The organism is Mammaliicoccus sp. RAM2 (genome assembly GCF_045897195.1).
GTDB classification, from domain to species: domain Bacteria; phylum Bacillota; class Bacilli; order Staphylococcales; family Staphylococcaceae; genus Mammaliicoccus; species Mammaliicoccus sciuri.
In genome coordinates this window covers 80,175-96,058 of sequence record NZ_JBJNWI010000003.1, presented here as the reverse complement: position 1 = coordinate 96,058, position 15,884 = coordinate 80,175, and the positions used below count along the sequence as shown (strand labels likewise).

Sequence of the window (15,884 nt, the reverse complement as noted above, 5' to 3'; positions counted from 1 at the left end):
TATTTATTAAAATAGAAAATAATATTGACATTGATAACCATTATCAATTAAATTATAAGGTGGAAGGAGATTTCAAGAAATTTACAAAGGAGGTATATTATGCAAAGGTTTAAACAACTTTTAAATATTGGGTTATTAGTACTTATTTTATTATCAGTAGGCGTAGGTAAGGTGGCTTCTGCTGATGTTAAGGATGGTACTTATGATGTTGATTACACAGTATTGAAACATGGTACTTCAGATGTTTCGATTGCAAATGATTATTTTAATAAACCAGGTAAGTTAGTAGTTAAGAATGGCGAAAAGCAACTTCATTTAACGATGAATCACAGCCATTGGATAAAAGGTATTACAGTTGATGGATCTGCTGAAAGTATCGTAAGTGAAGACAAAGGTTCAGACGTTAGAACGTCTAGCTTTAAAGTGAATTCTACATCTGGACAACTTGCTGGAACAATTGATGTTTATATCAATGAAAAAGTCGATGGTAAACCGTTCTTATACGATAACAAATACAAGATCACATTTGACGTGAAAGAACCTTCTGGCCAAGCTGCAGCAGTTTCATCTAATGATGATTCTAAGAATTCAACAACAGCAGCATCTTCTAGTTCTAATAGTAGTACGCCATCTAATGGTTCTACTACTACTTCACAAGATGTGAAAAATCCTCAAACGAGCGCAGGCACACCGGTAATGATCACAGTCCTTCCAATTGTTGCGGGTATGTTATTAGTCGTTACGTTTATGTTCAATAAAAAATTGAAAAGAGGTCATAATTAATGAAGAAAAGTGTTAAGTCACTATTAGCGTTTTCTTTATTATTCTCAACTCTTTCATTCAACACTTATGAACCGCTTAGTCATACGACAATGAAAAAAGTTGAAGCAGCAGAAGAACAAGCATCAGCAGTGGAAAGTAAGGCAATTGATTTTGTAGTTAATAAAGATAAATCAAATGAAATCTCTTATATGGATCAATATATGGTGAAACCAGCAAAGGTATATTTTGAGAATGGGGAAACGTATGTTGAGATGACTTTGAAAAGTGCTTCTTATTGGAAGTCATTTGAACTGTATGATGAATCAGGCGCAATTGCCATTCAAACAGTTAAAGAAGATCATCAAGCTGATACAAAAATCATCAAGTTTAAAGTTAAACCAGGTAGCCAATCGCTTACTTCAAAAGTTCACATTGTTGTACCGGCAATCAATTATGACAACAAATATACGACTCAAGTAAATTTTAAAGAAGTTATTCCTAGTGCACCGACAACTCAGAATTCAAATCAACAAGATACAGGAAAAGTAGATTCAAACCAATCAACGACTGACCAAAAGCAGGATAATGGAAATCAGAATAATGAAGATACACAACAAGCACCTGCAAAGGATTCGAATCATGAGAAACCACAAACAGAACTTCCAAAGCAAGATACACCAAAGCAAGATACACCAAAGAACGATGAAAAGCCGATAACAAAAAAAGAAGTGCCAATTCCTGATAAAGTTAAAAATCCGACTGGCTCCAACCAAGGATCAACTATTCAAGAAAAAGCAACTTCAACGTTAGGTTACATGGTCTATAAAAATGGTTCAAGTGAAATATCTTATATGGACCAATATATGGTGAAACCTGCACGTATTGTTGAAGAAAATGGTAAACAATATGTTGAACTAACATTGAAATCAGCTTCATATTGGAAGTCGTTTGAATTATTCGATCATGATAAGAAATTAAATGTCACAACCGTTTCAGAAGACAAATCTGCAGATACAAAAATCATTCGCTTTGAAAAGCCGAAAGATTTAAAAGTATTAACATCTAAAGTGCATATTGTTGTACCAGCGATTAACTACGACAATCATTACACAACACGTATTGAATTTGATAAAGAAGAGACGTCTATCAATGTAAATACAGACACAAGTGATGAACAGCAACGATTTGTCAACACACCAAGTAAAGATGATGACACTAAAGGTCATGACTCTCAAAATGTTCAACACGATCAGACAACACCGACAGATGACCAAAAATCCGAATCTTCAAATGCTTCATCTGGAGCAAATAGTTCAACAAATCATAGTTCATCACCTGTCACACCTTCAAATCAAGCTGCGACAAGTGGTAACAATGAAACAAGTACTACAAGTGCAGATAAAGTGAGTCCAAGTTTCGATCGTAATGCAGATGGTTCAACAAACATGAAACTCGTTAATCCTTCAACAAGTAGCAGTGGAGATGCGATGACATATGCACTTATATTCAGTGGTGCAGTATTGTTATTAGCTGGTTCATTCTTCTTAGGTAAGAAGCGAGCATCTAAATGAAGATCAAATCGCTATTAATTTTAATGCTTATATGTAGCTGTCTACTTGCGGCTTGTAACATCAACTTTAGTAAATCATCAGAACCTTCAAGTAAACAAAAGAAAGAAGAATTTAGAATCGTACCAACTACTGTAGCTTTAACGGAAACTTTAGATGCATTAGATTTAGATATCGTAGGTAAACCGACAACTTATAAAGATTTACCGAAGCGATACAAAGATGTACCTGAAATTGGTCAGCCTAAGAAACCGAATGTTGAAGTTGTGAAATCACTTAATCCAACACATGTATTAACTGTTACAACAATTAAATCTGAGATGGATCCAGTGTTTGAACAACTTAAAATGAAAGGTACTTATTATGATTACGACAGTTTAAATGGTTTGAAGAAATCTATCACCGAAATGGGTAATACGTTCAATCGTAAAGAACAGGCTAAAAAGCTTAATAAAAAGTTTGATAATGCCGAAGCTGAAATTAAAGCTAAGATTCAAGGTAAAAAACGCCCTAAAGTACTGATTCTTATGGGTGTACCCGGTAGTTATCTTGTAGCAACAGAACACTCTTATATTGGTGATTTAGTGAAAATTGCCGGAGGAGAGAATGTTATACAAAATGAATCAAGAGCATATTTAGCCTCTAATACGGAAGAACTTTATAAAGTCAATCCTGATATTATTTTAAGATTGCCACATGGTTTTCCAGACCAAGTAAGAGAAATGTTTAAGAAAGAGTTTAGTACAAATGATATATGGAAACATTTTGACGCAGTTAAAAATAATAGAGTTTATGATTTAGAAGAAATACCATTTGGCATAACAGCAAGTATTAAAACTGACGATGCGTTAGTACAGCTTTATGACATTTTATATCATAAGTAAAGAGGTTAAAACATGAAAAAATATTCGCAACTCACGTTCTGGATCATGTTATGTATGCTTGTCATAACAATTTATATATCGCTTGTAAGTGGAAAGTTACCTTTAAGTATAGAACAAATCATCACGAAACTCACAACAGGTACTGAACCTCAAGTAGATGCAGTTATTGATTTACGTATGCCAAGAATATTCATCGCGTTATTTGTTGGAGCTGCTCTGAGTGTATCAGGGGCTTTGCTACAAGCGGTATTACAAAATCCTCTAGCTGAAGCGAATATTATTGGTGTGACATCTGGTGCACTTGTTGCACGAGGTGTCATACTTATATTTTTACCTACCTTGTATTTCTATTTACCGATATTCGTCTTTATTGGTGGGGTTATACCGTTTCTCATATTATTCCTATTAGTATCACGTTATCAGATTACTCCGATAAGACTCATATTAGTAGGTGTTGCGATATACGCCATGTTAAATGGTGTAATAGAACTTTTATCTATGAGTCCTGTTATGCAGTTACCAACAGGTTTAACGATGAAAATATGGCAAGATGTCTATATAATTGCCGTCACTTCAACAATAGGGATTATATTCGCGCTCATGTTAGTAAACAAAGTGAACTTGTTATCATTTGAAGATAAACAAGCGCATAATATTGGTTTTAATATTACGAAATATCGACTTATCATCGGTTTAGTTGCTGTATTTTTAGCAAGTAGTGCAACAGCTATAGTAGGTCAATTAGCTTTTGTAGGCTTAATCGTGCCACATATTATAAGACGTATCGTTGGAACGAATTATAAAAAGGTCATACCATATTCCATTATATTTGGTGCATGGCTCGTATTATTAGCAGACACGGTAGGTCGAACAATAGCACCACCTCTAGAGATACCAGCGAGTACGATTACGACTGTAGTAGGTGGACCATTCTTGATTTACCTTATTTGTAAAGGAGCGTATGTCCATGCGAACAGAGAACGTTAGTTTCAAATACCAGAGAAAGCATATTTTTGAATCGTTAAACATACAACTCAAAAAGCATGCCATTACAACTATCATTGGACCTAATGGATCGGGTAAATCAACATTGTTACAAATATTATCACGTAATTTAGAGCCGAGTGAAGGTATTGTTTACTTAGATAATCAAGCTATTTCATCATTAAATAGAAAAACATTAGCAAGGCAGTTAGCGACCGTACATCAAAATAACCGTGCGCCAGAAGATTATACAGTTAAAGAAGTCATACAGTGTGGAAGATATAGTTACCAATCCATATTGAAGAAAGATATCAAACAAGAAGAAGTCATTCAGCATGTGTTACATCAACTAGAATTAGAAGACTTTCAAGATAAACCAATTAGTGAATTGTCAGGCGGAGAATTACAACGTGTGTTTATCGCAATGTCACTTGCGCAAGAACCACAATATATGTTGCTAGATGAACCAACGACATACTTAGATTTAAATTATCAATATCAAGTGTTGGATATTATCCGGTCACTGAATGAGAACTTTAATATCACCATTATTATGGTGTTACATGACATTAACCAAGCGATAGAATATAGCGATGAAATCGTATGTATACATAACAATCAAGTCATCCAAGGACCTCCAGAAGAAGTCGTAACAGAATCCTTTATTTCACACGTATATAATATCGATGCGAAAATCATCCATGACCCAGAATGTGGCATGCTGATTTGTAAGAGAAAGGGCAGAGCAACACGTGAAAATCATCATTAAAATCATTCAAATAGCATTAGTCGCTGTCATCATATGGTCTGGATATGTCATGTATCACAATAAACAAGAAGATAAAGAAGCGGAAGAACGCTACATTCATTTACAACAAAATTATACGCAAATGACAAACACCAATACCGTGCGACCACAATTCAAACAACTTAGTAACATCAACAAAGATATTATAGGATGGATACATCTAGAAGGTACATCATTGAACTATCCAATACTACAATCGAAAGACAACAAGGACTACTTAAAGAAAGACTTTGAACAACAAGATAGTAGAAAAGGTAGTATCTTTATGGATTATCGTAATACACCTAAGCACGATAAAATGAATACCGTCATATATGGACATCACGTAGGAGATAACACCATGTTTGACGTCGTAGAAAAATATTTAGATCAATCATTTTATAACCAACATAAAACGATCCAGTACGATACACAATACGGTAAATATCAATTAGAAGTCATTAGCGCATATGAAACGACAACAAAAGATAATTACATACAAACAGACTTTAAAAACAAAGCAACATATGAACAATTTCTAGAACAAACATTAAAAAAATCACAAATCTCAACAACGACAGAAGTTAATAAAGACGACAAAATCGTCACACTCTCAACATGTGAAGATCCATATTCACTGACATCAGGACGAATCGTCGTCATAGCCAAACTCGTAAAAGTATAAAATAGAAAAGAGGCAATAACATGTTTATGGCAGAAAATAAATTACAACTCTATAAAGGGACAGCAGACGAAACAATAGAAAGATTCTATATGAGACAAGGAATAGAAACAATAGAAGGATTCAAGAAAATGTATGTTACAAAAACAAACAACCTCGAAGAATATGACGAAGTAAAAATACTCACAATCTGGGAATCAGAAAAAAACTTTAAAAACTGGTTAAAATCAGACGTATTCAAAGAAGCACACAAGAACGTACGACATAACAGAGAAGATAGCGAAAGCCCTATATTAGAAAACACAGTCACAACATATACAATCGGTTATCACTTTGATAATGAAGTAGAAGTTAAGGAAAAAAATCCAGCATGACATTGAAGTCATGCTGGATTTTTTCTATATATTCTATTCTTTTATTACTTCAGAATTTTTCGTATCTAAATAATCAAAATAATATCCTGAAAAACCAGCTATAAAAATAAATGATAATGCAATAATCGGATTGTTATGTAGATGAGAAGCAAAGAATATAACGTAAGAGCACGCTGCAATTATAATAAAATGAATCATTCTCAAAATAACATTGCGTATGAATATCTTATGATTAATAGCCTTATATTTATTTTCAGCAATCGTTAATAACACATGAACGAATCCAAAAACAAATATTAAAGATAAGTAATATAATATGAAGTTGTCACCAATAGGTAACATAAGACCAACTAGAACAAACGGAATGAGAGAAGCAATCCTGATTAATGTAGAATATTTTATGATAAATTTCATAAGTCCTCCTGTTTATTTAACATACCTATAACTAATTTTACATAAAAACTTAGCATGATAATATGCGCACAACCTTAAATTTTACTTAACTATTTATTAGAAATTTAGGCTGGATTTTATTTGAAGTAGGATGTTTTTATAATAAGTGGTTAAACGTTTACATTCAAATTGCACAGAAAGAATAAATGTTATAAAATTAGCTTAATAAATTTAATTTATTAAATAATAAAATTATTTATAAGTGAAGGGGGAATACATATGATTGAAAATGAATTGGATAAAATCATGGATATAGCGCATAAAGATGACTATGCAATTTCTAGAGAAAGAGCATTTGATATTCTTATGTGTTCAATTTATTGCTATAAATCTCTAGAATACAAAAAGAATTGGTACGACTTGATCAATGAAAATATCACTGACGGTAAAAATGATGGAGGAATTGACTTTGTATTTTACGATGATGAAAATTCTAAAGTGATTATTGGTCAGAATAAGTATTCAAAAAATATTAAAGTCAATGATGTAAATGCAGAAGTTAGTAAGATAAATAGTACTTTAAGTGATTTTGAAAAAGAGAATACGAATATATATAGTAGAGAAGTAAAAAAACACTTAAGAAATGCATTAGACAGTTTACCAGAAGAAGAAGAAGGTAATATTGAAATAATCTTTTCATCGACAAGTCAAGTTAATGAGAAAGATGTAGGTCGTAAGATAGATAATATACAAAGTGCAAAGTTTGGTGATTTTAACTTATTAAATAAAATTGATATTGATAAAATGATTGAAGAAATGCAGCAAACTTTAGAAGTTGCTAAAGAGTTTAAATTTGAAATAGATAAGTCTAAAAATGCTCTGAAATATGAATCAGATAATTATGAAGGGCTAGTTGTAAATATAAGTGCCAATAGTTTAAAAGTTGCATATGAGAAATTTGAGAGAGATGGTTTATTCAACATGAATATTAGAAGATATATTAAATCTAAAAATGTTGATGAATCTATTATACGTAGTATGAGAAAAAATCCTGAAGATTTTTGGGTAATGAATAACGGAATAACTATTGCTTGTAAGGACTATATACCCGATGGAGATAACATAAAAGTATATGATTTTTCAATTGTAAATGGAGGGCAAACAACACATTTAATCGCGAAAAATTTAGATTCAAGTAAGGAAGATTTTTATTTAATATGCAAAATCATTAAAAAGAAAAATAGTAAAGTTGATGAGAGGTCATTTTTCAATAGTATTGCTGAAGCAACAAATTCTCAAAAAGCCATACAACCAAAGGATTTAAAAGCAAATGCTCCTGAGATGATTCAATTGCATGATATATTATTGAATCATGGAATATTTTTAGAAATAAAAAGAGGGATTAACACGCCTAGGAAGTATGCTACTAATAAAATTAAAAACGAAGAATTTGCACAAATATTTTATTCTTTTGTTTATCAAAAACCTGGTACAGCAAGATCAGCGAAAAGAAGTTTGTTTGCGAACAATAATCATTATAAAAGTATATTCAAATTAAATTATGCAGCAGATAAAAATAAAGTAAAATTTATTAAGGACTTGATTGATTTAAATAAACGAATTGGACACATCATACAAGAAATAAAAGATAAAAAACAAGGAAACGTGATATTTGATAATGAAGAAATGATAATATTAAATAATGGTAGATATGCATTAATTGCAATAATAGGACTTATTTATAGAATCGTTAATAATGATCCAAGCTCGAAAAATAAAGATGATCTTGTAGGAGATGATTTTGTATTTGGGGAATTTTTGTCTAATTATAAAGAAGATGATCTTGACGATAAGCTGAAAGATTTGATAGTTGAATATGTACAATTGTTAAAAGAAATTTATGATGATGAATATACATTAGGTACTGTTACAAGCCCTAGTAATTTCTTTAAGACTGATAAAAAATATATAGATAAAATTGCAAATAAGATCATTAATAAAAGAAAAGTAACGAGAAGTTATAAGGACTTAATTAGCCCTTATAGTGATATATTTAAAAGAAGAGAATCATAGAGTATAAATAATGTTCTGTATTTTGAATAAACTATTCAAACTCCCAGACACGACTTCTTACGTCGTGTCTTTTTTTGCAGATTTTTTTGTTTTTCTTTCACTTTTTTGGGAAAAAATTTAATTTTTATATTACATTTTTTGAAGTTTATGGTGTCTTAAATATTACTTTTACGTAAATTATGTTTAATAAATTTTTTTGAGAATTTTACGATTTTGAACTACTTATTTCGAGATTTTTTGAAATTTTTAGTCTTATAAAACGTTTATTTAACGGGGTTTCATTGTATTTTAAATATTTTGTATAAAAAAAGTATAGAAATTTATTGACAATAAATGATTCCTAAATATAATAAAAATATAACCTATAACATCCCTTAGAAAGGAGGCTAAAATGTACAATATTATTAAGTTTGAGTTTTACGATATTCAGGGGTTTATTACTGAAGGTAAGATTGGCATGCATAGAGTGGAGGAACTGGTGATTCCTAAAGATATTAGTTTAGATGATATTTTGGATGATTTGGATGAGAGATATGGAGAGTCTCTTAATGATCAGACTGAATTTTTTAATTCTATTTTTGTCTTTGCATACGTGAGATTGGAAGAAGACCAAAAGCATTTTAAGATTCTTAAACGAAGTTCTACTTTGTTTGGTGAGACAATTGATACAATAAATGAAATTTGTTTATATTTGAATCGTCATTTTGAAGATGCGATTGGTACTTAGATTTACATTGTATTTTAGCGTTGCACATACTTTTCATAGCACACTTTATGATTTGATATTGATTGATGGTTTTTGCGAAAGAGCTTGATTTTTGATTTGATATTGTACATTTCTTCTTTTCGGATGGGTTATTATAGGTTATAAAGAGGATTTAGAGGAATTTAGTGAATTTAAGAAATGTTTAGGGGAGTTTTAGGTTTATAAATTATTCATGGCGCTAAAATGATACTCTATAAGATTTTAAGCACTAAATAAGAGAAGTTTTCATAATCAATGGGGAAATCGATTATGAGTTTAGAAGATATGAATAGATAATATATTTTAATATTGATTACACATTTGTGTAATACGGAATCTATATCGTGTGAATTACATTTATTTCAGTAAAATATGGAAAAACGGAAAATAAGGCCCTTAAGGAGTGAACCTTAAGGGTCTTTGTTTACATTTTTTTAAGTTTTGTATTTATTTTTTTGCTTTGTTGAATATTGAGATACATAAATATAAACCAGATAACGAGGAATATTAATGCGAAGGTTGTGAGGCCTCCGATAAGTGTTGCTGGTTGTAATGGTATCCAGTTATTAATTGTTGAAACGATAAAGAATGTAATGATACTACCACCTAAATGAATGATGAGCTTGAATAAGAGTGGTATTTGATCGATTTCATAAACTATTGGTAGAAATCCACAAATGGCACTGAATATATAAACGCTGAAGACTGCTTGGAAGTCAATTGTTACTTCAAATATTGCGATGAATATGAGCATAATACTGCTTCCTATACCGATACCTTGTAGAATAGATTTAAAGATTTTGTTCATAATGGTCTCCTCCTTATATACCTAATATTTCAGTTAAATTTTTAACATATCTTCTTGAAATGGTTACTTTTTTATTATTGGATAAAGTTGCATATAAATTCCCTGAGAATGACGGTGATACTTTGTTGATATGTTCAATGTTTACGATAGACGATTTACTAATTTGTACGAACTTCTGCTTAGGCAAAGTTTGTTGTAAGGCAGTGAGTGACATTCGAGTTGTGAGTGTTTCACTGGTTGTTATGATGTTCAGTTGTTTATCAAAAATTTCTGCAAAAATGATGTCTTCCTTTAAAATAAGTGATGTACCTTGTGATGTTTTAATACCTATTTTATGGTTGGATGTTTCAAATTGTTGAATATACGTTAATAGGTTATGACCAAGTTCCTGTTCAAAGGTTTTGATTGAAATATCCGTCGTCTTTTGTGAAGTGTCGATGTTTAGTTGAACGTTGAATGGCTCTGTCATAGCATAACCTCCTTTGCTTATATGGTATGTTGTTTCTAAAAATTTGTCAGTAGTTATGTCATAACCGGTTTAATATACGGTGTAAGTGGTTAGCTAATGATTGTATAGAAAAAGCTTCCTGAACTTGTCTTCTTGAGACAAATTGAGGAAGCTTTATTTTATATTTTTAACATGCTTCTAAAACCTCTTGCGCCATAATAAGAATCAGCGCCATTATGGTAAGTGAATACTGTGTCATACCGTAAATCACAGAATAATGCACCACCAAGGTCTCTAATTTTTGTCGGTGTTTCAATCCAGCTTGATGTTTTCTTATCAAATTCACCGAGTGTTTGTAAATGTCTATATTGTTCTTCATTAATTAATGTAACGTTCATTTCATGAACCATGTCCATTACACTTGTTTCTGGTTTGTGTTTCTTTCTAGATTCTAATGCTGCTCTATCATAACAAACACTTCGACGGCCTTTAGGACTTTCTTTAGAACAGTCTACGAATATATAAGCATCATCTTCTAATCCTATTACATCAGGCTCTCCTTCAGTTTGTTCCATTTGATTAAGTGACCATAATTTTTCTGGATGTTCATTTAATCGTTTTTCTACATCTGACCATTCTATATTTTTATGACGTTCTGGAAATTTTTCGAATCGTTTTTGTAAAGTTGTAAGCAGTTCAGCTTGTTCTTCTTGTGAAAGTTTTTGAGTTGTCATAAAATACCCCTTTTTTATTTTATTGTAGCAAACTATGAAGCGATTAAAAGTAATATGTGATTAGGCTTTATCTTTAGTATTTAAAAAGTCTAAAAATTCGTCTCCCCAGTCACAAATGCCATTAACAACAGGTTCTAAATCTTTACCTATTTGTGTCAAACTATATTCAACTTTAGGTGGTACGACCGGATATACAGTACGGTTTACGATATGATCGTCTTCGAGTTCTCTCAACTGTCTAATAAGCATACGCTGATTAATATCTGGTAGTTTCTTTTCTAATTCATTGAGTCTAAGAGGTGACGCTTGTAGTAAATGCCAGATGATTGGTATTTTCCAACGACCGCCAATAACAGATAATGCTAAGTCTTTAGAATTATAATATTCCGTTTCTTTATAGTTAATTAATACCATAATACAACCCCATTTCTTCACTAAGTGACATATTTGTCAGTATTGCATAATTTTATACATTGTATCACAATTATAAGTGTAAAGTAATATAGATAAAGGAGATATGATTAATATGAAATTACAATTAGCAATTGATTTATTAAATAAAGAAGAAGCAGCTCAATTAGCGCAACAAGTTGAGGAATATGTAGATATAGTAGAAATCGGTACACCTATCGTTATTAATGAAGGATTAGGTGCAGTAGAAAAATTAAGTCAATCTGTTAAAGATGTTCAAGTATTAGCTGACTTAAAAATTATGGATGCTGCTGGTTATGAAGTAAGCCAAGCTGTTAAATTTGGAGCAGATATCGTAACAATTTTAGGTGTAGCTGAAGATGCTTCAATTAAAGGTGCAGTTGAAGAAGCGCATAAACATGGTAAAGAATTATTAGTGGATATGATCGCAGTTCAAGATTTAGAAAAACGTGCGAAAGAATTAGATGCATTAGGTGCAGATTATATCGCTGTGCATACTGGTTACGATTTACAAGCTGAAGGTGTATCACCATTAGAAAGCTTACGTACAGTTAAATCAGTTATCAAAAATTCAAAAGTAGCAGTAGCTGGTGGTATTACACCAGAAACAATTCAATCTGTTGCTGATGAAAATCCAGATTTAATTATTGTTGGTGGAGGAATTGCTAACGCAGACGATCCAAAAGCAGCTGCAAAATTATGTAGAGAAATAATCGAAGGTAAGTAATATGAGCCGTTATCAATTAATATTGAATGAACTCACGCAAACATTAAATCAAGTAGACTTGAAGGATACTGAGCAATTCGTAAATAGCTTGCAGTCAGAAGTTCCAGTGTTTGTAGCAGCTAAAGGACGCTCTGCATTTGTCGCGAACAGTTTTGCTATGAGATTGAACCAATTAGGTAAGAAAAGCTATGTAGTAGGTGAAACAAGTACACCTTCTATTAAAGAAGGAGATAAATTATTGATTGTCTCTGGTTCAGGCTCAACAGCTCACTTAAAATTACTCGCACAAACAGCAAAAGATATTGGAGCGAACATCATATTAATTTCTACAAAAGAACAATCACCAATTGCTGAAATAGCAGATGACGTGATTGTTTTACCAGCAGGTACTAAATATGATGAAAAAGGATCAGAACAACCACTAGGAAGTCTGTTCGAACAAAGCACTCAATTATATTTAGATAGTATCGTAATGGATTTAATGGAACAATTAAACGTAAGTGAAACATTTATGCAAAATAAACACGCGAATTTGGAATAATAAAAGAAACCGTCTGAAATTTTCAGACGGTTTCTTACTTTTTAGATAGAGATGAGTGTTGTTGGAGGTGTGAATATTGCAAGTGAGGTGTGACTAGCAATGTTGGGAGGCTGAGAATTGCAAGTGGGACGTGACTAGCAATGTTGGAGGTGTGAATATTGCAAGTGGGGTGCGACAAGCAATGTTGGGAGGCTGAATATTGCAAGTGGAGCATGACTAGCAATGTTCAGGGCTTCGTATTTATCAAGACAGCCCAAACAAGCAAAATAGCGCCTCTCATATTTCCCATATCAATAGAGAGACTGGCACATTTTATGTACCAGTCTCTCTATTAATATTTACTTTTGTATGATTAATGATTTTGAATATTTGGTCTGCCATTAATAAGCCTACTGCTATAGCGCCCGCTATCAATAATGCTCTAATAAATATATCTACGGCGCTATTAAATTCTAATTCTACTAGTTTCCTTGTTGCTTCAAATGCTATGCCTCCTGGTACTAAAGGGATGATACCAGGAATCATAAATATGATGACTGGGGATTTTAATGTTCTTGCCATGGTGTGACTGATTAAGCCGAGTGTTAAACTGCCTAGCAAACTTGTATAGATGGCATCCATATTTGTACTTTCTAATAATAAATAATTAACGAGATAGCCACAACCACCACCAAAGCCTGCAGCTAAAAATAACTTACGTGGTGCGTCATAAACGAGTGCAAATAGATAAGATGCTAAAAAGCTAAATACAAAGTGTAATATGATAGTTAACATATCAAGCTCCTATAAAATTAAGAATGATGTTGTGACACCTGATCCTATACCAAATGAAGTGACGATGGCTTCTAGCATCTTCGTTGTAAACATGACCATATGCCGGTCGAATAAATCTTGTACGGCAGTCGTAATAAGCACACCAGGTACAATTGGCATGACACAAGATATAATAATAGGGCTTATATCTCCTGTTGCCATCAAGTGGTGACCCCAAATGGCGATAAGACCTATTACAAAGGATCCTATTAGTTCGGGGATAAATAATGTAGGTATTCGCATCTTGATGATTTCAACAATTGAAAAACCAATAGAGCCTGCAATAAAGGCAGGGATGATATCACCAAATTCACCACCAAAAAGATATAAGAAACTGAGAGATATTAAGCCTGATACTAAAGTTTTAAGAAGTAATGGATAATTTTTAGTGTTTAAATCAATATCTTTCAATTTTTTATAAGCTTCTTCTAGGGTGATTTCTTTATTAACGAGTTTGCGTGATATCGTGTTTACATTTGCTATTTTAATCAGATTCGTATTGTTCTTATGAATTCTAATGATTTGAACTTCTGAATTCTGTGATAATGAGAATGTAATAAAAATATTCACGACATAACCGTTACTATGTTGATAACCTAAACTCCTCGCAATACGGTTCATAGTGTCTTCGATTCTAATGGTTTCGGCACTACATTCTAATAAAATTCGACCTGCTAACAATATGACTTTAGTTAAAAGCTTTTCATCAATGTGATTATTAGATGTATCTCGGATCATGCCACACCTCTATCTAATAGAACCTGCTTCTTGTAGATTCATATTTTTAGTTTCTGGGGCCATCATAACAGAAATAACAAATCCTATAAGTAGTAAGAAACCAGCGATATACATTGTATTACTAACACCGAAATTCGTTAATATAACAGGGAAGAAGAATGTACTTATTGCTGATGCTACACGACTAATCGTCGTTGTAAATCCTCCACCTGTACCTCGTATATTAGTTGGGAAAAGCTCATATGGATAAATCCATTGATGACAACCCATAGCTGTGTTGAAAATTCCGTATATGATAAAGAGTAACAGTATAACTATGAATGGTGCATTTAAACCAGATGCATATCCTAATGCAAATAATGCAAGTGTTGAGATTAAGAATGGCCAAATTAATGTTGGTCTTCTTCCATAACGTTCTATTAAATAAAGTGCAGGGATAACACCGATTAAATAGAAGATATTAATAACGGCTGATCCCAAATACTCTTGAGAACCGTCTTGGAATCCAAATTCATAAAGAATAGACGGTATATATGTGCCGATTGCGAATGTTGTCATAACTTGTAAAGACCAGAATGTTGAAACAAAGAACGTCCATTTACCTTGACCATTTCTAAAAATATCTTTGAAGTTCGTCTTTTTATGTCCAGTTGTATCTTTGGAAACAACAACGTTATCACCAAATATTTTTTGGACGATCTGTTCTGCTTCTTCTTTTCTACCTTGTTGTACGAGCCAATGAGGTGATTCTGGCATATTTAATCGCGCAAGTAGTAATAATATGATAGGGAACGCACCACTTAATAGCATCCATCTCCAACTTGTATCTCCAAGAGGTATTAGTAGATACCCAACTAAGAATGAAACAGCATAACCTACAAACCAGAATCCATTAATACCACCGAGTAAAGCACCACGTTTTTTTTGTGGAGAGAACTCACTCATAAGTGAACCGGCAATTGGATAATCCGTTCCTAAAGCGATTCCGATAACAAATCTTAATGCGATTAATTGTACTGGATCAGTTGCGAAAAACTGTAATGTCGTAACAATTGCTAAGACGAGCATATCTAAGATGAACATCTTTTTTCGGCCAATTTTATCTGTGAAGTAACCGCCGAACATACCACCTAGAACCATGCCTGCTAAAGTTGCCGTACCTAATAAACCAATAACTGTAACGGACATATCAAAACTATTTTGCATAACAGCAAGCGCTATTGCGATAATACCTAAACTGTATCCATCAACAAATGTACTTCCACTTGAATAAGCAAAAATCTTCATGTGAAATCTTGAGAATGGCATTTCTTCCATTGTGCAATCTTTATTCATTAAATGTCCTCCTAATATAGACCAGTGCATCATTACTTTTAAAGATAGCGCTTACA

The 15,884-nt window shown here is 32.4% G+C and carries 19 protein-coding genes; 11 read left to right on the top strand and 8 right to left on the bottom strand.

Going from position 1 to position 15,884, the window contains the following annotated elements; translation table 11 throughout:
• Positions 1-99: 99 nt before the first annotated feature.
• The 7 genes from isdC to ACJTHF_RS05615 are packed head-to-tail and all read left to right on the top strand — an operon-like array spanning position 100 to position 6,041.
• Positions 100-783, top strand: a complete 684-nt coding sequence (gene isdC / locus ACJTHF_RS05645) for a heme uptake protein IsdC (protein WP_232156860.1) — start codon at positions 100-102, stop codon at positions 781-783.
• Entirely contained in the window at positions 783-2,333 is a 1,551-nt protein-coding gene (locus ACJTHF_RS05640; RefSeq protein ID WP_232156858.1) for an NEAT domain-containing protein, read from the top strand. The genes isdC and ACJTHF_RS05640 overlap by 1 nt, the downstream gene beginning before the upstream one ends.
• A complete protein-coding gene (gene isdE, locus ACJTHF_RS05635) occupies positions 2,330-3,214 on the top strand; it encodes a heme ABC transporter substrate-binding protein IsdE (protein ID WP_232156856.1) in 885 nt (294 codons plus the stop codon). Before ACJTHF_RS05640 ends, isdE begins: the two co-directional genes overlap by 4 nt.
• Before the next feature lie 12 nt (positions 3,215-3,226).
• Entirely contained in the window at positions 3,227-4,201 is a 975-nt protein-coding gene (locus ACJTHF_RS05630; protein ID WP_232156854.1) for a FecCD family ABC transporter permease, read from the top strand.
• Positions 4,182-4,967 carry an ABC transporter ATP-binding protein gene (locus ACJTHF_RS05625; protein WP_232156852.1) on the top strand — a complete coding sequence of 262 codons (786 nt, stop codon included), beginning with the start codon at positions 4,182-4,184 and terminating at the stop codon, positions 4,965-4,967. The genes ACJTHF_RS05630 and ACJTHF_RS05625 overlap by 20 nt, the downstream gene beginning before the upstream one ends.
• The gene (srtB, locus tag ACJTHF_RS05620; protein ID WP_407812598.1) at positions 4,951-5,670 is read left to right on the top strand and encodes a class B sortase; all 720 of its coding nucleotides are present in this window, start codon (positions 4,951-4,953) and stop codon (positions 5,668-5,670) included. Before ACJTHF_RS05625 ends, srtB begins: the two co-directional genes overlap by 17 nt.
• A 20-nt stretch (positions 5,671-5,690) precedes the next feature.
• Positions 5,691-6,041 (top strand): antibiotic biosynthesis monooxygenase, encoded by a 351-nt coding sequence (locus tag ACJTHF_RS05615; protein ID WP_232156847.1) that lies wholly within the window; start codon positions 5,691-5,693, stop codon positions 6,039-6,041.
• Positions 6,042-6,074: 33 nt separating this feature from the next.
• On the opposite strand, the gene ACJTHF_RS05610 is transcribed toward ACJTHF_RS05615, so the two are convergent.
• Positions 6,075-6,455: a hypothetical protein gene (locus ACJTHF_RS05610; RefSeq protein WP_107603294.1), complete on the bottom strand. Its 381-nt coding sequence runs from the start codon at positions 6,453-6,455 to the stop codon at positions 6,075-6,077.
• Between the two features lie 258 nt (positions 6,456-6,713).
• Here ACJTHF_RS05610 and ACJTHF_RS05605 point away from each other — a divergent pair, with 258 nt between their 5' ends.
• Both ACJTHF_RS05605 and ACJTHF_RS05600 read left to right on the top strand, forming a co-directional pair.
• Positions 6,714-8,507, top strand: a complete 1,794-nt coding sequence (locus tag ACJTHF_RS05605) for an AIPR family protein (RefSeq protein WP_232156845.1) — start codon at positions 6,714-6,716, stop codon at positions 8,505-8,507.
• Between the two features lie 391 nt (positions 8,508-8,898).
• Positions 8,899-9,234, top strand: a complete 336-nt coding sequence (locus ACJTHF_RS05600; RefSeq protein ID WP_107603313.1) for a hypothetical protein — start codon at positions 8,899-8,901, stop codon at positions 9,232-9,234.
• A gap of 442 nt (positions 9,235-9,676) precedes the next feature.
• On the opposite strand, the gene ACJTHF_RS05595 is transcribed toward ACJTHF_RS05600, so the two are convergent.
• The 4 genes from ACJTHF_RS05595 to ACJTHF_RS05580 form a co-directional block, all read right to left on the bottom strand.
• Positions 9,677-10,060: a DUF3021 domain-containing protein gene (locus tag ACJTHF_RS05595; protein ID WP_107603314.1), complete on the bottom strand. Its 384-nt coding sequence runs from the start codon at positions 10,058-10,060 to the stop codon at positions 9,677-9,679.
• Positions 10,061-10,073: 13 nt separating this feature from the next.
• Complete coding sequence (locus ACJTHF_RS05590; RefSeq protein ID WP_049320586.1) at positions 10,074-10,529, bottom strand: LytTR family DNA-binding domain-containing protein; 456 nt, start codon at positions 10,527-10,529, stop codon at positions 10,074-10,076.
• Between the two features lie 158 nt (positions 10,530-10,687).
• Complete coding sequence (locus ACJTHF_RS05585) at positions 10,688-11,242, bottom strand: DUF4256 domain-containing protein (protein WP_078355177.1); 555 nt, start codon at positions 11,240-11,242, stop codon at positions 10,688-10,690.
• Between the two features lie 60 nt (positions 11,243-11,302).
• Entirely contained in the window at positions 11,303-11,656 is a 354-nt protein-coding gene (locus ACJTHF_RS05580; protein ID WP_037589866.1) for a winged helix-turn-helix transcriptional regulator, read from the bottom strand.
• Between the two features lie 112 nt (positions 11,657-11,768).
• Here ACJTHF_RS05580 and hxlA point away from each other — a divergent pair, with 112 nt between their 5' ends.
• Complete coding sequence (gene hxlA, locus ACJTHF_RS05575) at positions 11,769-12,401, top strand: 3-hexulose-6-phosphate synthase (protein ID WP_025905795.1); 633 nt, start codon at positions 11,769-11,771, stop codon at positions 12,399-12,401.
• Between the two features lies 1 nt (position 12,402).
• Positions 12,403-12,942 (top strand): 6-phospho-3-hexuloisomerase, encoded by a 540-nt coding sequence (gene hxlB, locus ACJTHF_RS05570; protein WP_048539985.1) that lies wholly within the window; start codon positions 12,403-12,405, stop codon positions 12,940-12,942.
• A 312-nt stretch (positions 12,943-13,254) separates the two neighbouring features.
• On the opposite strand, the gene ACJTHF_RS05565 is transcribed toward hxlB, so the two are convergent.
• From ACJTHF_RS05565 to ACJTHF_RS05555, 3 genes are read right to left on the bottom strand one after another with little or no spacing between them, the layout of a single operon-like run.
• Positions 13,255-13,716 carry a threonine/serine exporter family protein gene (locus ACJTHF_RS05565; protein ID WP_078355174.1) on the bottom strand — a complete coding sequence of 154 codons (462 nt, stop codon included), beginning with the start codon at positions 13,714-13,716 and terminating at the stop codon, positions 13,255-13,257.
• Positions 13,717-13,725: 9 nt separating this feature from the next.
• Positions 13,726-14,493 carry a threonine/serine exporter family protein gene (locus tag ACJTHF_RS05560; RefSeq protein WP_107603315.1) on the bottom strand — a complete coding sequence of 256 codons (768 nt, stop codon included), beginning with the start codon at positions 14,491-14,493 and terminating at the stop codon, positions 13,726-13,728.
• Between the two features lie 9 nt (positions 14,494-14,502).
• On the bottom strand, positions 14,503-15,828 hold the full coding sequence (locus tag ACJTHF_RS05555; RefSeq protein WP_107603316.1) for an MFS transporter: 1,326 nt from the start codon (positions 15,826-15,828) through the stop codon (positions 14,503-14,505).
• Positions 15,829-15,884: the final 56 nt, after the last annotated feature.